The sequence below is a fragment of the Brevibacillus laterosporus DSM 25 genome (assembly GCF_002706795.1).
In the GTDB taxonomy this organism is placed as follows: Bacteria; Bacillota; Bacilli; order Brevibacillales; family Brevibacillaceae; genus Brevibacillus_B; species Brevibacillus_B laterosporus.
On the sequence record NZ_CP017705.1, the window covers coordinates 971,113 to 989,955 of the forward strand.

The 18,843-nt window shown below is 41.0% G+C and carries 18 protein-coding genes; 8 read left to right on the forward strand and 10 right to left on the reverse strand.

What is annotated here, in order from left to right; genetic code table 11:
• Positions 1-414 precede the first annotated feature (414 nt).
• The 4 genes from BrL25_RS04605 to BrL25_RS04625 form a co-directional block, all read right to left on the reverse strand.
• Positions 415-1,524, reverse strand: a complete 1,110-nt coding sequence (locus BrL25_RS04605; protein WP_018673126.1) for a YdcF family protein — start codon at positions 1,522-1,524, stop codon at positions 415-417.
• 329 nt (positions 1,525-1,853) lie between these two features.
• Positions 1,854-3,500, reverse strand: coding sequence for a lipase family protein (locus tag BrL25_RS04610; protein WP_018673127.1), 1,647 nt, complete (start codon positions 3,498-3,500; stop codon positions 1,854-1,856).
• Positions 3,501-3,760: 260 nt separating this feature from the next.
• Positions 3,761-3,988 carry a hypothetical protein gene (locus BrL25_RS04615; RefSeq protein WP_018673128.1) on the reverse strand — a complete coding sequence of 76 codons (228 nt, stop codon included), beginning with the start codon at positions 3,986-3,988 and terminating at the stop codon, positions 3,761-3,763.
• Between the two features lie 626 nt (positions 3,989-4,614).
• Complete coding sequence (locus BrL25_RS04625; RefSeq protein WP_018673131.1) at positions 4,615-5,217, reverse strand: phosphatidylglycerophosphatase A family protein; 603 nt, start codon at positions 5,215-5,217, stop codon at positions 4,615-4,617.
• Positions 5,218-5,470: 253 nt separating this feature from the next.
• Between BrL25_RS04625 and BrL25_RS04630 the strand changes: the two genes are divergently transcribed.
• Positions 5,471-6,199 (forward strand): alpha/beta hydrolase, encoded by a 729-nt coding sequence (locus tag BrL25_RS04630; protein WP_018673132.1) that lies wholly within the window; start codon positions 5,471-5,473, stop codon positions 6,197-6,199.
• A 31-nt stretch (positions 6,200-6,230) separates the two neighbouring features.
• Here the strand turns inward: BrL25_RS04630 and BrL25_RS25105 are convergent, their stop codons facing one another.
• A complete protein-coding gene (locus tag BrL25_RS25105) occupies positions 6,231-6,398 on the reverse strand; it encodes a hypothetical protein (protein WP_018673133.1) in 168 nt (55 codons plus the stop codon).
• A 143-nt stretch (positions 6,399-6,541) separates the two neighbouring features.
• Between BrL25_RS25105 and BrL25_RS04635 the strand changes: the two genes are divergently transcribed.
• Together BrL25_RS04635 and BrL25_RS04640 are read left to right on the forward strand one after the other, a co-directional pair.
• Positions 6,542-7,048 carry a 2'-5' RNA ligase family protein gene (locus BrL25_RS04635; RefSeq protein WP_018673134.1) on the forward strand — a complete coding sequence of 169 codons (507 nt, stop codon included), beginning with the start codon at positions 6,542-6,544 and terminating at the stop codon, positions 7,046-7,048.
• Positions 7,049-7,180: 132 nt separating this feature from the next.
• Positions 7,181-7,624: a GNAT family N-acetyltransferase gene (locus tag BrL25_RS04640; RefSeq protein WP_018673135.1), complete on the forward strand. Its 444-nt coding sequence runs from the start codon at positions 7,181-7,183 to the stop codon at positions 7,622-7,624.
• 90 nt (positions 7,625-7,714) lie between these two features.
• On the opposite strand, the gene BrL25_RS04645 is transcribed toward BrL25_RS04640, so the two are convergent.
• Entirely contained in the window at positions 7,715-8,563 is an 849-nt protein-coding gene (locus tag BrL25_RS04645; protein WP_018673136.1) for a PHP domain-containing protein, read from the reverse strand.
• Positions 8,564-8,723: 160 nt separating this feature from the next.
• Between BrL25_RS04645 and BrL25_RS04650 the strand changes: the two genes are divergently transcribed.
• Positions 8,724-9,089, forward strand: coding sequence for a hypothetical protein (locus BrL25_RS04650; RefSeq protein WP_018673137.1), 366 nt, complete (start codon positions 8,724-8,726; stop codon positions 9,087-9,089).
• Between the two features lie 103 nt (positions 9,090-9,192).
• Here BrL25_RS04650 and BrL25_RS04655 read toward each other — a convergent pair whose 3' ends face one another.
• Positions 9,193-10,107 carry an MBL fold metallo-hydrolase gene (locus BrL25_RS04655; protein WP_018673138.1) on the reverse strand — a complete coding sequence of 305 codons (915 nt, stop codon included), beginning with the start codon at positions 10,105-10,107 and terminating at the stop codon, positions 9,193-9,195.
• A 399-nt stretch (positions 10,108-10,506) separates the two neighbouring features.
• Between BrL25_RS04655 and BrL25_RS04660 the strand changes: the two genes are divergently transcribed.
• Both BrL25_RS04660 and BrL25_RS04665 read left to right on the forward strand, forming a co-directional pair.
• A complete protein-coding gene (locus BrL25_RS04660) occupies positions 10,507-11,883 on the forward strand; it encodes a hemolysin family protein (RefSeq protein WP_018673139.1) in 1,377 nt (458 codons plus the stop codon).
• 60 nt (positions 11,884-11,943) lie between these two features.
• Complete coding sequence (locus BrL25_RS04665; RefSeq protein WP_018673140.1) at positions 11,944-14,343, forward strand: UvrD-helicase domain-containing protein; 2,400 nt, start codon at positions 11,944-11,946, stop codon at positions 14,341-14,343.
• A 120-nt stretch (positions 14,344-14,463) separates the two neighbouring features.
• Here the strand turns inward: BrL25_RS04665 and fabI are convergent, their stop codons facing one another.
• Positions 14,464-15,237, reverse strand: a complete 774-nt coding sequence (gene fabI, locus BrL25_RS04670) for an enoyl-ACP reductase FabI (protein ID WP_018673141.1) — start codon at positions 15,235-15,237, stop codon at positions 14,464-14,466.
• Positions 15,238-15,330: 93 nt separating this feature from the next.
• On the reverse strand, positions 15,331-16,053 hold the full coding sequence (locus BrL25_RS04675) for a ZIP family metal transporter (RefSeq protein WP_018673142.1): 723 nt from the start codon (positions 16,051-16,053) through the stop codon (positions 15,331-15,333).
• A 319-nt stretch (positions 16,054-16,372) separates the two neighbouring features.
• Between BrL25_RS04675 and BrL25_RS04680 the strand changes: the two genes are divergently transcribed.
• Together BrL25_RS04680 and BrL25_RS04685 are read left to right on the forward strand one after the other, a co-directional pair.
• Entirely contained in the window at positions 16,373-17,008 is a 636-nt protein-coding gene (locus BrL25_RS04680; RefSeq protein ID WP_018673143.1) for a MerR family transcriptional regulator, read from the forward strand.
• 143 nt (positions 17,009-17,151) lie between these two features.
• Positions 17,152-17,727 (forward strand): GNAT family N-acetyltransferase, encoded by a 576-nt coding sequence (locus BrL25_RS04685; protein WP_018673144.1) that lies wholly within the window; start codon positions 17,152-17,154, stop codon positions 17,725-17,727.
• A gap of 64 nt (positions 17,728-17,791) precedes the next feature.
• Here the strand turns inward: BrL25_RS04685 and BrL25_RS04690 are convergent, their stop codons facing one another.
• Complete coding sequence (locus tag BrL25_RS04690; protein ID WP_018673145.1) at positions 17,792-18,517, reverse strand: TerC family protein; 726 nt, start codon at positions 18,515-18,517, stop codon at positions 17,792-17,794.
• Between the last annotated feature and the right edge of the window lie 326 nt (positions 18,518-18,843).

Consider the following 18,843-nt stretch of genomic DNA (forward strand, 5'->3'; position numbering starts at 1 on the left):
CCCTCCCTTGATAGTAGATCAGCCTGAACAGCAAAGCTGACTAGGACTTTATATCTATTATTTACATCGGTTTTTTTCCAGCTTTTATGTAACTATTTAGGAAAATTCTTTAAAAAAACATTATTGTTAATGTACACCTCTAAATGTAAATAAAGTTAAATACCGTTACATATCACTAAAATAATACACGTAAAAAGAACCGTCTTATCCACAGAGTAACCTACAGACAAGACGGCTCCACAGCCTTTAGACTTTTTTACTTGAAGAAATAAAATAACAGTGTTTGCTTCTGCTAGTTACATCTATCCTTCTGTCCAATTCTGTCTGTAACGTCAGCATTTGCCTTACTAATAAAAGTCATTATTTTTCATTACATAATACGAAGTAGCCCGATCTCACGATGAAACGTAACATCTATCGTTGTACTCCAGGGTACGCCCAAATTCCGCTTGTTCTCAATAAATCACGATAAATAACTAACTGCTCATCCTTTGTTACTTTATGGGCTTCTTCTAAGGATTTGTAATCTAGATATACCATATTCGTAATTGTACGATCGTTCTTTTTACCCAATTGCTTCGCATAATGCTCGCTTGCTTCTTTAAACACACTTAGTCCTCGACGCATATGACTCGCACTAGATACCAGTGTCATATCCTTTAAGCCCTCACGTTCCATAATTGCAATGGAAAACAGTGCATTTTCAACGGTATCAGTCGCTTTGTTATCTAATAGGATGCGATCCTTATCAATGCCTTGCTCCATTAACCATTTGCTCATTGCGTCTGCCTCGGTTACACCTTTTTTCGGTACTCCACCGCTCACGATGATTTTAGAGTTGGGATACTGTTTTGCTAGGGCAAGCCCTGCTTTTAAGCGCTCAATTAATGGCTCTCGCATAGTTCCATCCTCTGCTAGAGCATAGCCTAAAATGACAATGGCATGGTCTTTTTGTGGCAAGCCTTTTGGTACGTCCTTGTTAAAGACAGTCTGCATGTATGCTTCTGCTGAGGCAAGCTTTGCGACATACTCATTTGCTTTTTGCTCGTCCAATTTCTTTAATTTGGCCATTTGAGCTTCATACGTTTTTGTATCTCCATTAACCTTGGAATAAACGCCGTATAACAAATTAGCATTAAAATTAGTAGGTTCAAGATTCAAGATTTGCTGATAGGTTTCCAAAGCTTCAGGAAGCTTCTTTTGAATGATTTGAGTGGAAGCAAGTGCGAATTTCAGGTCATTATCAAAAGGATCAAGCATAGTTGCTTCTAGGTAAGCGTTTTCAACAACATCGTATTTACCTTTTAATGTAATACCTTTAAAAATCTCCGCTTCTGCTTTCTTTAAATCACCACCGTGCCAGTAATAATACATCGCTGTTTCTTTAAGCTGGTTGATGCGGTAGGTTGTAGGCTCATCATTTTTCACAGAAGTGGTGCTTGGGTTAGCAAATACACTAGACGTTGTTACCAAGGACGCTGCTAAGATTACACTAGCTAGTAATTTTTTGTTGAGTAACACCATAAAAAATTCCTCCTTATGAACAGTTCTATGTTGTTAGGATAATCAGAAGTACGGCTTTGTACTGCCTTTTTCAGCATAAGGAAATGGCTTTAAAAAGGTAAAAAAGCATGAACCAAAAAGGTAGCAGAAAAATTTCCTTTTCGCACCTTTTGGCTCATGCCTAGTCGTACTAGTAACACGCCGTATAACTGATTTCATTATTGTATAATGAATAATATCACACAATGTAAACGCATACAATATAAAATTTCATTTTTTAATAATAATATCATAATTGTGCCATTACTCTATTCACGTAATGAAATGTCAAAATTTATTACGAAATATACCTATAGATCTGTCTCTGTATCCTCATCTACTACCGCAAAATTATACCAGACAGACCGTGAAAACTCTTCCCCATGTTCATTAACTCCAGTGATTTCTAAACAAATGTTATAAACTCCTGGTTCCCGTGGGGCTTTAAAAGTTCCTTGAATCTCATCGTCTTTTTCCTTAATTTTCAGATAATCATCTGCCGCCAACAGCTGTCGATTCTTTGTTTCAACCATGCTAACATTAGTAATTGCCTGTTTCTTAACAGTAGCTTCAGGTAATTCGACTCGTAATTCTCCACGTTCGCCTGGTCCATAGATTTTTTTCTCGCTTACTACTTCCATTGGTTGTTCACTTTCCACCTGAGCAAACATAAAGTAGGCATCTTTCTTGCCTGACGCAACAAGCTTCCATTTTCCCTTTTCTGGCTCATCAATCTTAAATCCATTATGAATAGCACTTGCAAACAATTCCTGAGACTCGTCCACATCCACGTCAGTATCAGAGCTAAAGTCGCTGTCCTCTAGCCTCTCTGGGGTGTACTCCTTGCCAGATGGGCTTATTAGCTTGATTTTTGTCTTTTCATTCGCTGTCATAACATCTACCATCATCTGACTAACTCCGCTTTCTAGCATGAAGGTATCCTGTGTTTTTCCTCTGATTTCCCCACCTCTTACAATCGTATTGCTAACGATTGAGGTTGGATTGTTTTCTTCTTCATCCACCTGATATTCTCTGTCTGCTTCCGGCGCAAATTTTGCTTGTAATTCTTTAGGGCTTTTACGTATTTTGGAGTCTACCTCTGACCATACGTGTTTAGCATCGGTTATGGCGGAGTGAGAGATATTTTTCTTAAATGTCTTGATTCCGTAGGGTAAGCCAAACGCGGAATCAACGGTAACGGCTCCATCGTCCTCACCTGGTAAAACTGCATGGGCAAACCAATACTTTGTAAACATGCCATCATCGCCCGTACCTGCTGCCATATAGGTTCTAGTTTTGTTTACATCCCTATGACTATCTGTTTGCTGTCGGAAATTAGCCATGTAGGAGGTTTGTAAGGAGTATACGGCGTCATCTTTTTTTCCTAGAATTTCAGCGAGCCAAGAGAACCACGAGGAATAGGCTAAGTCTGCTAGCTCAGAGCCTTTATTAGGAGTCGCAAGCTGATGAACCGTATGAACATAAGGGGCCGCACCATAATGTATAAGGGCTGCTTGTGTATCAACACCACCTTTTGAATGAGCTACGATTGCTATTTGTTTTACGTGATAATAATCGGCTACTTTTTTAATAACTTCAGCCAGCTTCTCTCCATTTGTATACATGTTGCCACCATCGCCATCAGCATCTCTTAATTGCACAAAAGCAGTGCGGTACCCTGAGTTGTAGGCTGCTTCATATAATCCGCCGTCTCGATACCATTTTTTGTAGTCCGAGTGAAGTCCTTGAACGAATAAAATGACAGGCTTGTCCAGCGAAACGTTAGGTGGAGTAGCTCCCGTATACCAATCACCAAAAGCACCATTGGGATTCTCATCGTGTAGAGTAGGCGCAGGGGCGGCCGCTAACGCTTTAGTAGAAAACATGGCGGTAGGTAGTAATAAACTCGAAGTTAGAGTAATACAAATTACAGCATGATACAGCTTAGATATGTGCATTAATTATCACTCCTTATTCATAATAATACTTTAATTTACATATTCTACCTCTTACGTGCAATTGTCAATTATTTTTTGAATATTTAATCATAAATTCATGCTCTTTATTTTTTATTCATGTTTCTCGTACAAAACCTTGGTTTTCTTTATAGAAAAAACATTTTGCTTACAACCTTTACGCAAAAAAACATCCTGCTCCACCTTTGCTGGTTAAGCAGGATGCTATTATTATTTTGCTTTTTGAAGGGTCTGTGCTACTTTTATCTATCTTCCTTTGTAATATCTTTAGAGAAGGTCCACACCGAATAGCCTAAGCTCGTTCCGTTTTTTATCCAACTAATTCGTTTATGCATTTCCCCATCCGGTCTATTCATGGTTGTGTAGGCTGCTTCATTATCCCCAATCTTTACTTTTTCAGCGCTATCGTGGTGACCACCTTCACTGATTGGCCCGTCTTTTGCAAGATCTCCTTTATTCATCACATTCACCTCGACCCCACCTTTTGTTGATTTATAACTCACAAAGGTCTGATCAAAACGTTGCTCATTTTTACTTCATGGACAACATATTCTTTACGATTTTTCTCTACTTCTTCCTTCATCGCCTTCACATCGTAGTTCTCCTCTGGTTTAAAGTAAACGCTTGCTTCCTGAAAGCCGACCCACCTGCAAGCTCAGCAGGCATAATAACCTGTTTCCCCAGCTTTTCTTGCAGATCCTTTTGATTGGTTAGTTCATATGATTGCGATAGTACATGTATATTAGGATGTTTGCCCTTAACATAAGTCGTTTTCTTTGACTCATCAATGAGCTTAGGCACCGTATAAATAGCAACTGCCTAGGGGGATCAGATCGATAGTAGCTTCCAAGCTAGAGAAATCTAATGATAGCTAGCGCAAGATAAACAGGAAGAAACCTGAACATCTAGCTCAATTTCCAATTTCACGGTCAGCTTCTATATAGTACTTTTGCGACAAATATGCACGAAAAGCTGACTACCCTCACATACAAAAAGCACCCTGCCAAAACCTGGCTTGAGTGCTTTCAACTTTCTATCCTTCATATGAGAAGCATTTGTACGCTCTACTCTCTTCAAAAGAATAGTACCTAAATACTTATCCAGCCTGATCAGAAGCCGTAGTAGCTGACTGACCTGCCATTCCAATGCTGATTCGTAATTCATCTGATTCTTCTTTCTTTCTCGCTGCCTCAGTCTCTTCTTCATCGCGTAGTCGATGCGCCATTCGACTGGATGCGTTCGCGGCTATACTACACACCATGTCATCCAAAAACGTATTTACCTTACCTTCTGTTTTATTATCTAGCTGTTTAATTATTCCAATTTTTTGTTTATCTAGATGTCCAAACGTTGTTACAGCAATACTGCCATAGCCAAAAACGGAACCAAGTGCCAATGTTTCATCACAACCAAACAGACCTTCGTCACCTGCGATTATGGATTGCAAAGGTTCTGAAAGCAAACCTTTTTCAGCCAATTTATCCAGTTCGATGCCCACTAAAATGGCGTGTTGGATTTCACGTTTTTCTAAAACGGCCTGAACACTTTCTATGCAAGCTTCCATGGCCAAAGTCGGATAATAGGGCGATTGCATTGCGTGCACAATTTCTGCAATAGCCTCAATTGATACTCCTCGTTCTGTCAAGCTGGCTAAAGCTGCATCTCTAACTTGTTTACTGTGTACTCTCTCGATTTTCATAAAGCCAACCTCCTTACACACATGAGTGGCAAAATAATGAATACATCTTATATAGTATCACATTCTGTTTGGGTTGCGACTCCCTGCACTGATAGATCAAGCTGTTTTTCTCTCATTCTTTACCAGATTCACGCAGATGGTTACTTTTTGGTTTCGTTCAGTATGCTCTTCCAAAAGTTTGAGCCCATTTCCCTTTTGCCGTTACCCTCCCGTATACAGTAAAATACGATTATCTAGCAAAGGAGGTTATCCCATGTCTACTGCTCAGACACCAAAAGGTAGCTTGTCCGAAGTGACTCTCGCTAGTCAATATCTGGGCACCACAGAAACGCTACTTATTTATACACCCCCTTTTTATTCGTCGCTGTATTCTTATCCAGTCTTATACGCTCAAGATGGACGGGATTACTTAAGCTTGGGACGCCTGCCAGGTATGCTTGACAGTATGTTGCATAAAAAGGAAATTCAGAATCTCATCGTCGTATTTATTCCCGTCGAACGGGAAAAAAGACGTTTGCGTTATCACCCTGATGGCGAGGAATTTGATGCCTATATACGCTTTATGGCAGAAGAGGTAGTACCGTATATGGATAAGCATTTTGCCACAGAGCCATTGAGTGGTGGACGGACACTGATCGGTGATTCACTCGGTGGTACAGTTTCCTTAGCGGCAGCTATCCGTTATCCCCATACATTTGGTAATGTAGCCTCCCAATCAGGAGCCCTGTATGAATCCTTTTATACATTGGCAGCAAATAGTCATTCCTATGGGCAATTATCTCTTTATTTGGAGATTGGTACAAAAGAAACGGCTGTCTCCACAAGCTACGGTGTTATTGATCTATTTACTCCACACCAACGCTTTGTAGAATTGTTGCAACAAAAAAAGGCCACCTTTCACTTAGAAATAAGCGAAGGCGACCATACCTGGGAGCATTGGCAAGCCCATTTGCCCCAGATTATTCGTTATTTTTACTCATAGCAAAAAATATAGATAAGCCCAAATGATAGCTTTATTCTCTAGGGGCTGGATCTGTCGGGTCACGTAGCTGAGAACGGGCAGCTCCATTGGTTACAACTGTTTTATCGCTTTTAAGAATAACCCAAAGTATAGTAAAGAGAAGCACAAGTAGCATCGTAATTCCTAAAAAAGCGTAAGTCATCAGAACAGCACTTTTCATATGTATCACCCCCTTTTCCAGTAGGGTTTCCTGAAAAAGGTAAGTATATACAAGACAACTGCAACATTATACACCGAAAGAATTTTCTGTTAAAATAAAAGAAAGCTTTTAATGGGCATTTTATATGAGGAGGAGGGTGTTCCATGAAATATAGTATCGTACTTTTCCCATCAAAAGAAGTGCAAGAAATCGCCAACTCATACCGCAAACGGTACGACCCTGCCTATGCCTTGGTCCAGCCATATATCCGGTTAAAAGAGGCATTTGAAGCGGATGATACACAGATTGCTACCTTGTCCGCTCAATTGGAAGACATCGCGAAATCGACCTCATCTTTTTCTATTAATTTCCACAGAGCTTCTACGTTCCACCCTACTACAAACGTTATTTTTCTATCTTTTCAGAACAAAGAAGCTGTTGAAGACTTACATGCCAACATTTTGAAAAACTTTGGCGATCATCAAGAGGAGTTTGCCTTTGTCCCCCATCTGACCATAGGACGTGACCTTAGTGAGTCAGAATTAAAGGATGTTGTCGACCAGCTGGGCATGATGAAATTTGATCTTCCTTCCGAAATAACTAGTTTGCATTTAATGAAAGAAGAAGTAGATGGTAAGTGGTCAATTGTAAGAAGCTTTCCACTGGCCTAACTGTTGTCTGTAAGTTGAGACGAAAACAGGGCCATGCTCGTTATGGCCTTGTTTTTTAACAGATCAATGTCTCAACCTCAGCTAATCATCTATATACAATAGATACTCTTACACATTTTGGAGGAAAATCAGATGTATACAATACGCCAAGTAACCGCAGAAAAAGAATTACAAGACGCCTTGCATGTTCGCCGTGTTGTTTTTATAGAAGAACAACAGGTACCAGAGGACCTAGAAATTGATGAGTATGATCAACTTTCTGATCCAACAACACACGTTGTAGCCTACCGAGATAACGAACCAGTAGCTACTGGACGACTTCGCTCTCATGAAACAGGAGTCGGAAAAATTGAACGTGTTGCTGTTAAACAAGAAACTCGTGGGACAGGCCTTGGTCGTGATCTAATGAATCACATGGAAAAACTCGCTGTTCAACAAGGATACTCTACACTAAAGCTCTCGGCTCAGTTACATGCTCAACCATTTTATGAGAAATTAGGGTATGTGGGATACGGTGAAATTTTTGATGATGCCGGTATCGATCATATTATGATGAAAAAACAGTTGAATAGATAGTGAACTACCCATACACAAAAACACACGCAGGGCAATTTACTCCCCTACGTGTGTTTTTGTTTGCCATCCTATTTTCATATCAAATATGACTTATTCTTGTTGTCGTAACGCTGCCAGCTTTCGCATTTTATCAACAGCCTCACTAGATGTGCCATAGGTCCCCAGTGGTGCATGAAATGTCTGATTTCCACGGTATCCATGAAAATCAGAACCACCTGTAACAATCAATCCATATTCTTCTGCTAGTTGTCGATATACTCTCTTATCTTCTTCTGAATTGTCAGGATGGTTAATCTCGATACCATCTAGTCCATAGACAATTAGTTCTTCTACCAATTCGTTGTTATGATATAAGCCAGGGTGAGCGATAACTGCCACGCCACCCGCTTTCTTAATCATGTTGATTGCTACTAATGGCTCGATCCGCTCTACATTTACATAAGCGGCTCCACCTTCTCCCAAATACTTCTGGAAAGCATCGTCAATAGAAGTAGCAAGCCCCTTTATTACCAATTCTTCTGCAATGTGTGGGCGACCAATATTTTTATCATCAGAGGTTTTGCGACGATACACATCTTCTACCGTAATATCTACTCCTATCTCCTGAAGACGCGCAATCAATTTCAAATTACGTAGATGACGCACATCACGTAGCTCTGCTAATGCTTTATGGAAAGTTAGGTCATCAAACGGAATAAAATAACCAAGGATATGAATATCTTTTCCCTCGTGAGCAGTACTAATCTCGACACCAGGTACCACTTCTACACCTAACTCAATTCCCTTTTGAATCGCTTCTGCTATTCCAGCTATCGTATCGTGGTCTGTAATAGCAACCGCGTTGAGGCCTGCCTCTTTAGCGAGCTGCACATTTTCTGCTGGTGTCGTTGTTCCATCAGATGCCAACGTATGGGTATGTAAATCACATGAAATCTCCAAATCAATCACCCCAATTTTAGAAAACTTAAACTTGGTTTTACCACTTCTATAGATAAAATTCCAAATGACATCTAATCTATAGAAAAAGCAGTCTGAAAAAATGAGCGCTTACATATAACTGAAGGTATAAACTGGAAAGTAAAGCAAGGAGGGAGCCTTCGTGCAACTTGAATGCAATACTTTAGTAGGTATGGTTCAGCCATTGTGGTATGTAGAGAAGACGCTGTTAGAGCAAGGTTTTCGTCGGAACAAAAACCAAGATTCACCCACCTATAACGCAATGATCTACGATTCATCAACAGGCATGACCTATTATCTGCGGATTCCCACCCGTCATACGGGCCTCAAGGAAATTAAAGATGAGGAAATGATAAAAATCGGTTCCCCTTATTTAAAAATAAAGATGGCCTCACGAACATCCCGAGAAGGTCTCTTGATTCCCCGGGCAATAAAGGCGGCAGCGGAACATAAACTTGCTGAAATAGCCGATTATTTAAGCAAACCTTATCAAGAAGCCGCTCAATAAGCCATTAACCAGCCCTTTTATCATAACATAAACGAATTTTACTCTACATAGGCGGGGTGATTTTAGCACACATTTTATATCTATGTAATCAAAAATAAATATTTTATTCATTTTTGATGCAAAATAACAAGCGATTTCCCTCGAAGTAATAGGAAAGTTTTCCTTGTCTGTGAAGCCCAGTCACATAGCCCATAAAAGCCGTACGAAATAAAGCATAACTAGTCATATTCTGAATGGAAATATTACGCTTTTCACAAATCCATGTTAAGCCCTCTTCTAAGGTAGCTGGTTGGACGCTAAACCATTGCTCTATCTCTCCCAAAATTTGTTGATGATATCCTTCATTATAAGCTAGTGTAGATAAAACATCCGTCTCAAACATTCCATGCCCTGGTAAATATCCTTGATAGTTGGTTTGTTGCAAGCGTTGGATACTTTGTACTGCTTCGTCCGCATCGATAAGAAAAGGGAGACGATGTTTCTCTAATACCTCAGGTGAATAATAAGCGTCTGCAGCAAAACAGATGCCATCTACCACAATACCAAGCTGATTCCAACTGTGTCCTGGCAAGCTGATCGTTTGGAAGGTACAATCAGCTAAGATCAGTTCACCATTCTCTGGTAAAATTTCATCTACACGCGAGGGATCAGCTAACAAAAATTTATTACACAATTCAGGTAGTGGAGATGCCCCCATACTTAGGTAAATAGGTTCTAATCTTGGGTTTCGAATAATAGCTTCTTCCAAAGCTGGCGCAAACACCAAGGCTTGGGGATATTGCTGAAGCAGATAATGATTACCCCCAAAGTGATCTGCATGTGAATGTGTTTGTATAATGGCATACAAGGGCTGCGACAATTCGTCCAACCCTTTCTTTGCTTTTTTGGCTGTTTGTGTATCCAAGCCTGAGTCAATCAGCACTGCCCCGTTCTCTGTTATCACAATGCCAATATTGACACTCCCTGGAAAGTATCCAACTCTTTTGGTCACCATAGTTGGAACGTAGACTTTCGTCATAAGTAAGCCCCCCTTTTTATTAATTATTTACTTTTTTCCACTTTTGCCTCTAGCAATCCTTTATTTCCACAAGTTGTTACTGAGCATCGAAATGAGTCAATTGCTCCTGCAAAAAAATCGGGCCGAGTGAATGAATACATGCATGATTTCCAGAAAAAAGGAGCCACAGCGATGCTCGTAGCTTTTTCCTGCCAGGATTAGAGATATCTGGTTTTGACTATCCAATTCTCCTGCTGGTATACTAATGTGTAAACAATTTATATAAACTTTTTATTTTCCTTGGCATACAAACATGTCATCATTTGTCCAAACGTTCATAATCTACAACATTATATATAAATTCAACGAAAGATGGAGGTGAGTTCTCCCTTTCTACAAGCTAGAAGGTGGAGAAACTATTTGGACAGTATACCGATAGATCCGTCGAACCTACTGTTAATAGCAGGTCAAGTATTTGTAGCTATCCTGTTGGTTCTTTTAAACGGATTTTTCGTTGCAGCCGAGTTTTCCTTGGTAAAGGTGCGTCAAACGCGCTTAACCCAATTGGTTAACGAAGGTAGCAAAAGCGCCGTTTACGCGCAAAAGGTAACACAACAACTAGACGCTTATTTATCCGCCTGCCAGTTGGGGATTACACTCGCATCCTTGGCACTTGGTTGGGTCGGGGAACCAGTGATAGGCAATCTGATTGTCAAACCACTCCTTGGCCACTGGATCGCGTCTGAGGCTCTTTTACACTCCATTTCCATTGCGATTGCATTCGGTATTATTACCTTTTTGCACATCGTTCTTGGAGAATTGGCGCCAAAATCGGTTGCCATTCAAAAAGCGGAATCAACCTCCCTACTGGTGGCGGCTCCGCTCATGTTCTTCTACAAAATCAGTTTCCCCATCATTTGGGTACTGAATGGTGCAGCTACCTTTTTATTGCGCCGTTTGGGCATTCAACCTGTCTCTGAAAATGAGACGGCCCATACAGAAGAAGAAATTCGTTTGTTGGTAAATGAAAGTCACAAAAGCGGTCACATTGATGTCGAAGAGATGGAGCTTGTGGATAATGTGTTTGATTTCTCCGAACGTCTTGCTCGTGAAATCATGATTCCACGAATTGACATGATCTGCTTATATGATGACAATACCTTTGAAGAAAACCTGCAAATGATTCGTGATCAACGCCATACGCGTTTTCCTGTCGCTCATAACGACAAAGACAGAATCATTGGTTTTGTGCATACTTCAGACTTCTACCTAGCGGCTCTCACAGAAGGCAAAGCCAATCTGCATGACTTCTTGCGCCCTATCTTAACGGTACCAGAGTCCATGGAAGTAAGTCATGTTCTGCGTCTGATGCAAAAGCGTCGTTCACAGATTGCTATCGTCATTGATGAATATGGCGGTACTGCCGGATTCATTACCATGGAAGATATCCTAGAAGAGATCGTAGGCGAAATTCAGGATGAATTTGATGCATTTGAGCGTCCTGAGATAGAGTCCAAAGCGGAAAATATTTTATCAGTATCTGGTAAAACATTGCTTAACGACTTGAATGATATCTTACCTATAGAGCTGGTTTCCGATGATGTAGATACAATTGCTGGCTGGGTATATAGCCAACTAAGTGAAGAAGTGACAGCTGGGAAGTCTGTTCTCTATAAAAACTTTAAGTTTACGATTACAGAATTCGATAATCACCGCATAAATAGAATTGCCATTGAACAGCTTGAAGTAGAGCCAGCACAAGAAGATTCGTCTGGCGACATCCTATTGCAAGCCTGATAACTGGAATGTCCCTCTATCATTGAGGGACATTTCCGTTTGTATAGGAGTGAATGTATATTGAATATTGCCAAGTACAATGATGAGTTGCTTTTGTTACGCAAAGACAACTATGCAAAAATTCCCACTTGGCGCATGTATGCAAAGCAAGGGGAACTATCTTGCCCCGTTTGTGGACAACCTGTTCATATCGTTGCTGGCATAAGCCGTGAGCCATTTTTTACTCATTTACATACTGCTCCCTGTTCCTTAGACGAACTGGACAGCTACTTACAACAAGCATTGGTATCTACGGAATTAGCAGCTACTACCAGCAATAGTGTACTCAAAGCGGAACACCCTACATCAACACCAAGCCTGGAATCTGTACAAACCTCTGCTAATCATGACCAATCCAATGATGTCATGGTCGGTGGGTTCCGGTTACCTAAGGGGCGGAGTATTGCATCCCCAGCAACAACTGTAACACAAGCGCCTGCTACACCTGTTAAAAGCTTCCGAACCTTAATTGCACCAAAACAACGCACGCAGGTATTAGAAGAACGCTATCATTCAGCCCTGCATCCTGCACAAGAACAAGCTGTTACTTGTACAGAGGGGCCCTTATTAATTCTCGCAGGTGCTGGAAGTGGTAAAACCCGTGTTATGACTGCCCGTACTGCCCATTTAATTACACAGATGAATATTGACCCACGTTCTATCATGGTGGTCACCTTCACTACCAAAGCAGCCGGAGAAATTAAACGTCGTTTAATGAAATCTTTACCTTCACATCAATCATCTGCTCTGATTGCAGGTACCTTCCATAGCTTGTTTTATCGAATGCTACTATTTCATCAGCCTGAACGCTGGGATCAGCAACGCTTGTTAAAACAAGAATGGCAAAAGCGTAAATTTTTACGTGAAACAGGTGCTATCGCACAGATGGAGAATCCAATAGTCAAAGAGTCAGATTTTGAAGCAGTCATGAGTATCATAAGCCGTTGGAAAAATGAATATATCACCCCTTCCGATGCACAGCTATTGTCTGTAGACAGCTCAGAAGAAAAGCAAGCACAGGAGCTATATCCTCTGTATGAAAAGCTAAAAAAACAACATGGTTGGTTTGACTTTGATGATATGCTAATTGGCTGTTATGAAATGCTAAAAGATGATCCGCATATCTTGTCGTTATACCAAGGACGCATCCAATACATTATGATTGATGAGTTCCAAGATATTAATCGTGTTCAATATGAAACGGTAAAATTACTGGCATCTCCTGAAAACAATCTTTGCGTAATCGGAGACGACGATCAGTCCATTTATGGCTTTCGCGGAAGTGACCCACGCTACATTCTTGGATTTACCGCAGATTATCCTAATGCAAAAACCATTTCATTAGAAGTAAACTATCGTTCTCGTTCTTCTATCGTGGGTCTTGGCTATTCCCTGATCGGGAACAATCGCACTCGTTGGAAAAAGGAACTAAAGTCATTTCATCAGGAAGAAGGCTCTTGCTATCTATTCCAACCAGCGGATGAAGAGGAACAAGCATCCCGCATCGTGGATGAAATGAAACTACGCCTGCAAAATGGAGCACAGCCCCACCAATTTGCGCTGTTGTTTCGTACCTACGAGTCTACACGCCCTTTATTAGAACGTCTAAGCGAGGCAGATATTCCTTTCTCCTTTACACGAGAGGATGAGCCTTTTTATAGCAAGCAAGTGGTTCGCTGGGCACTGGGCTACCTGCGATTAGTGGTAGATCGAGAGAATGAATCAGCACTGCGAGAAATATTGCCCACGCTTTATCTGTCGCCAACCGTTTGGAACGATATTCGAAGCCAGTCGATTTTAAATAATTGTTCACAGTTAACCGTGCTTCCCGAATTAACCCATTTAAAAACCTTTCAACGGGCACAAATACGTAAAGTAGTGGATACGCTAAGTAGCTTACATAATGCTACTCCCGCTCATGCGCTTGAAACGATTTATGAGGATCTTAAATTACGTGATTACGTAAAAAAACGTGATAAAGATCGACCAGAACGAGACCAGGAACGCTCCACAGATGAATTGCGTCAATTATTGGTATCAGCTAAACGTCATGCTAGCATTCGAGATTTCATTATGTATATTGATGAGATGGTAAAAAAGGAAGCCGAGTGGCGTAAACAACCACAAAACAATAACAATGCCGTACAAATGTTAAGTATTCATCGAGCAAAGGGCTTAGAATTCGATACTGTCTTTTTAGTAGATGTAGTAGAAGGGGCAATCCCTCATGATTTTGCTATGGATCAAGCACGCCAAGGAAACAAGGACGCTATTGAAGAAGAGCGTCGCCTCATGTATGTAGCTGTTACCCGAGCAAGACATGATTTATTTATTGGTGTACCTACAGAGAGATTCGGTCGTAAAACACGTATGTCCCGCTTTGTTTCAGAGATGGGTCGAGGAAAAAAAGAACCAGAATAGTACTTGTACGATCAAATAAAATACCCCTATGCTTGCCTGGATAAGGTTCATTTTCTAAAGAGCAGAATTGAACCTTACCTTCACGGCAATCCATGGGGGTATTTTTCTTAGCGGTCTAGCTTAACGACCGATGATATTGTAGCCAGCGTCAACATGCAACACTTCACCCGTAATACCACGAGACATATAGCTCATTAAGAATAAAGCTGTATCGCCTACTTCTGTTTGATCAATCGTACGACGTAGGGGAGCTTTTTCCTCAATTTCTTTGATGATAGCATTAAAGCCGCTAATTCCTTTTGCAGCTAATGTACGGATTGGACCTGCAGAGATCGCATTTACGCGAATGTCGTCTTTGCCAAGATCACTTGCCAAATAGCGTACACTCATATCGAGGGCCGCTTTTGCTACACCCATCACGTTGTAATTGGAGACTACGCGCTCACCACCTAGATATGTCAACGTAACAATACTACCACCCTCTGTCATAAGCGGACGAGCTTCACGAGCTACCGCTACAAGAGAATACGCACTGATATCATGTGCTAACGCAAATCCATCACGGGAGGTATCAACGAACTCACCACTTAGATCTTCTCCTTTAGCAAATGCGATGCAGTGAGCGATACCATGTAATACTCCTACTTTTTCTTTAATAGATTGGAATAACGCTGCTACCTCTTTATCATTGGTAACATCGCAGTTGTACAATATTTGCTCAGGCTGGTCCAGCGTTGCTGCCAAATCCTCTACATTCTTTTTCAATCGCTCTCCTTGATATGTGAAAATCAAGTTCGCTCCCGCTTTCGACAAGGATTGTGCAATTCCCCACGCGATGCTGCGATGATTAGCTACACCCATAACCAAAATATTTTTACCTTGCAACAATTTCATATGTAAAAACCCCTTTCTTTCCCAACATACTCCAAACATTATAACTTATATTAGCCTGTTCTACGAGTTATCGCTAGTAGTCTGATTAGTCATTTAGTGAATATGTGTATGAAAAAAGAGCGAAAAAACCATATACAACACCATCGATACACAAAAATAAAGACTTAATCTAGGGTAATTTCGATTTTGTATGAGAGGAACCAGGTGACTAGCTGCTACGTATAAAAATACCCCTGCTGACAAAGCTAGGCCTGCGCTTGTCCATGCTTCGGAAATCCATTGTCCAGCCAGACGCAAGGTCACGGCTCCAAGAATAGTAGCCCCACATAAACCAAGCCCCCCCAGTAAAGCCATTCCACGTTTTCCCGTTGCTGCTAGCAATAGCGAAGATACCGTAATTCCATCTGGCAATCGGTGCAAGATGAGCGCTATTAGCAATGGAAGAGCAAGGCCTGCATCGGTATCCAATCCTGCCGCAATCGAAAAGCCTTCAAAATAGGCATGCATGAAAAATCCGAGACTTATTCCGATCAGGTTATTCGTATGTGGCTTTCCTTGATCATGTCGAATGCTTTCTAATAAAAATAACATCATAAAGCCTACCAGTACTAACGGCAGAAATTGATGTCCACCACCTAGCATGGCATGTGGCAAAAGATCCAGAACCGTTAAACTCAGTAAAATGCCGCCTCCTAAACTAATCATCACAAATAACGCCTGCTCAGACCACTTTTTACGAAAACAAATCGTAAAACTGCCAAGCAAACTAGCAGCACAAACCAGTAACAACAGAAGTGATATTGAAGGATGCCACATTATTTCATGCCCTGCCTTCCTTGTCCACAATCAGACAAACTGTTGATCTGATTCATTGTACGCATACCGATAGATAGTTATGCCCTTCTGTTCATGTCAAAGCTAGACACCCATCCCTCTACTTGTCCAAATTCGCCGAAAGATCACTAGTTTTTAGAACCTTTGTCGATTGGCTTTTTCCGGGAAAAATAGGTGCTATAATACCTGTAGAAAATAGAATCGAAATCTGTTCGGTACGCATTCACCTTCGCCCTGTTGTATTAGCTGGTCACAATTGTCTAAAATCTGCTTTGAGGAATTTCGATTGGAGAGTGATCACATGAAGCAAATGCTGCATACCTGGATGGCTTCTAAAGAAGTAGCCGAAAAATTAGACTTACATGTTCGTACCTTGCGTAACTGGCTAGATTTATTTGTCCCTACAAGCCAACGACAAAAAAATCCACAAGGACATTATCTAATTAGCACAGACGGATTCACCTTGCTGCAAGAGGCAAAAAAACGCAAAGATTCCGGGAACAGTTCCCTAAAAGAAATTCAGCGAGAAATGCTAGAAGAAGGCATCCTACCTGTAGAAATCTTAGATAATGAAGTCGCTGCCAATATGGAGACACAGGTTACTGAATCAAAAGCATTACCTAGTCAGCCTCTCACAAACGCACTTCGAGAGGTAGAGATGACCGTACAAGATACACTCCTTCAATTCCAAAAAGAAATAAGTCAATTAGCCACTCTGCCACAGTTGCATGCTTCTATATTAGAAAAAATCGCTGAAATTGAAGATAAACAAGAAGCTCTTCGTCTGGAAATGCGCCGCGTGACGTTTGAAATGGATCTCATGCATCAACGTTTGACACGTCGTAAGCAACGTTCTAATCGCTATGAAAGTAGATGGTCACTTAATCCTTTTCGCTGGTTTACTCGTAGTAACAACCATAGTGTAATTTCAGAGTAGAGACTTTTGTCTTTTGTCCCTCCGGCATAAGCCGGTATTTTTTTTGGCTTTGCGGCATAAGCTCCCTGTCTTATAATGATAAAAGATTATTACTTTTGCAAAAATATCTTCCAAATGAATGTATAGGATAGGAGGTTACAACCATGCATATGCAAATAAAAAATCCTTCCCTTCAAAATATTATTCTGCGTGATCTTCGGCCAGAGGATATTCCTCTCATATGGCACTATAACTTTGAGGCTGCGGACAGAGAATTTCATAACTGGAATGGCCCCTATCAACCTGTCGTCTATGTGCCTGAAGAGGAATACGCAAAACGATACCATGAGGATTTACTCCTAGTAAACACTACAATTCCCCGCAGGAATTTAGTGATCGAAATTAATGGTGAGCTAAAAGGTACAGTAGGTCGTTACTGGGTAGACAAAGCGACTAATTGGTGCGAAATAGGCATTGTAATTTATGATTCGTCCTATTGGTCTGGCGGTTACGGAACCATTGCCTTTCAATCGTGGATTGATTATTTATTTACCGAAATGAATGTGGTTCGTTTAGGAATCTCCACATGGTCAGGTAACGAGCGGATGATGCGTCTTGCCCAAAAATGCGGTATGCAAGAAGAAGGCCGAATACGACAAGCAAGAATTGTCCGTGGTGCATACTATGATTCTATCAAGATGGGAATTTTGCGTAGTGAATGGCAGGCTAAAAGATCCTAGCCACACTTCCTGCCTCCAAAATACAAGAAAAGCCACGGAGCATGCTTGCTCACGTGGCTACTTTTTACGATCCAATATTCACTTCATGATGAGAGCTATTCTCCTGCATCATCTGGTTAGCCTTGGCTTTTTTCGCCATCCGATTACGTTGCCAGTAACCAGATGCGATTACTCCCACAATAACAACACCTTTCAATAGATAGCTTATCCAAGGATTAGCGTTGAAGAATGGTTGTAAATGAGCCTCATGCGTAATCATTTTAGCAGCCGCTAAAGCTAGAATTCCTGCCCCTACATAAGGAATCCATGCATAGCGATCCATCGCCTTGAGAATTAACGTGCTTCCCCATACCATGATTGGCACACTAATCAGTAAGCCAATAATAATGAGCACCATGTTACCATGAGCAGTACCAGCAATGGCTACAACGTTATCAATTCCCATCGTTACATCGGCGATCACAATGGTTCGAATCGCTGCCATTAACGAATCCCCTGCTTTGATGTCCTTTTCATGCCCATCTTCCACCAACAAATTATAAGAAATCCAAACAAGCAAGAGACCTCCGACAACAAATAAGAACGGAATTTGTAACAAATACGCTGCTGCAATAGTTGCAATTACACGTACAACTACAGCTAATCCTGTTCCCCAGAAAATCGCTTTTTTCTTTTGCTCCAGCGGCAGGTTTCGGCTTGCCATGGCAATGACCACTGCATTGTCTCCACCAAGCAAAATGTCGATAGCAATGATCATTAGTAACTGAATAATAAATTCTGTCTCAAACATAATTTCTTCCCTCCCTGCCCTCGTGGGCTTATCTCACCTTTGAACGACTTTCCTTGATCTCCCTGCTGATTCTTCATGAATACAAATTTCCATGATTGACAACAAAAAAGACCTTTACCTACGCACATATCCTGTACATAGGCAAAGGTCTTGCTAACAACGATCAGTTGCCAACAAAGCCGAGGATTCACACCCTGTAATGACGACTTTGCTGTAAAAGCTACTCCCCTTTGACTGAGAGTTACGTTCTTTTAAGTTTTATAATGTCATCATACGAGTAACTCCACTTGTTGTCAAGCATCCTTTTCAGTATGATGGATGAGTAA

Excerpts from the sequence above, each read along its gene's own strand:
- BrL25_RS04625 (WP_018673131.1), bottom strand. The coding sequence starts at position 5,217 with ATGAAAATCGAGAGAGTACACAGTAAACAAGTTAGAGATGCAGCTTTA.
- BrL25_RS04690 (WP_018673145.1), bottom strand. The coding sequence starts at position 18,517 with ATGTTTGAGACAGAATTTATTATTCAGTTACTAATGATCATTGCTATC.
- BrL25_RS04605 (WP_018673126.1), bottom strand. The coding sequence starts at position 1,524 with ATGGTGTTACTCAACAAAAAATTACTAGCTAGTGTAATCTTAGCAGCG.
- BrL25_RS04610 (WP_018673127.1), bottom strand. The coding sequence starts at position 3,500 with ATGCACATATCTAAGCTGTATCATGCTGTAATTTGTATTACTCTAACT.
- BrL25_RS04630 (WP_018673132.1), top strand. The coding sequence starts at position 5,471 with ATGTCTACTGCTCAGACACCAAAAGGTAGCTTGTCCGAAGTGACTCTC.
- BrL25_RS04655 (WP_018673138.1), bottom strand. The coding sequence starts at position 10,107 with ATGACGAAAGTCTACGTTCCAACTATGGTGACCAAAAGAGTTGGATAC.
- BrL25_RS25105 (WP_018673133.1), bottom strand. The coding sequence starts at position 6,398 with ATGAAAAGTGCTGTTCTGATGACTTACGCTTTTTTAGGAATTACGATG.
- BrL25_RS04675 (WP_018673142.1), bottom strand. The coding sequence starts at position 16,053 with ATGTGGCATCCTTCAATATCACTTCTGTTGTTACTGGTTTGTGCTGCT.
- BrL25_RS04680 (WP_018673143.1), top strand. The coding sequence starts at position 16,373 with ATGAAGCAAATGCTGCATACCTGGATGGCTTCTAAAGAAGTAGCCGAA.
- BrL25_RS04685 (WP_018673144.1), top strand. The coding sequence starts at position 17,152 with ATGCATATGCAAATAAAAAATCCTTCCCTTCAAAATATTATTCTGCGT.
- BrL25_RS04635 (WP_018673134.1), top strand. The coding sequence starts at position 6,542 with ATGAAATATAGTATCGTACTTTTCCCATCAAAAGAAGTGCAAGAAATC.
- BrL25_RS04640 (WP_018673135.1), top strand. The coding sequence starts at position 7,181 with ATGTATACAATACGCCAAGTAACCGCAGAAAAAGAATTACAAGACGCC.
- fabI (WP_018673141.1), bottom strand. The coding sequence starts at position 15,237 with ATGAAATTGTTGCAAGGTAAAAATATTTTGGTTATGGGTGTAGCTAAT.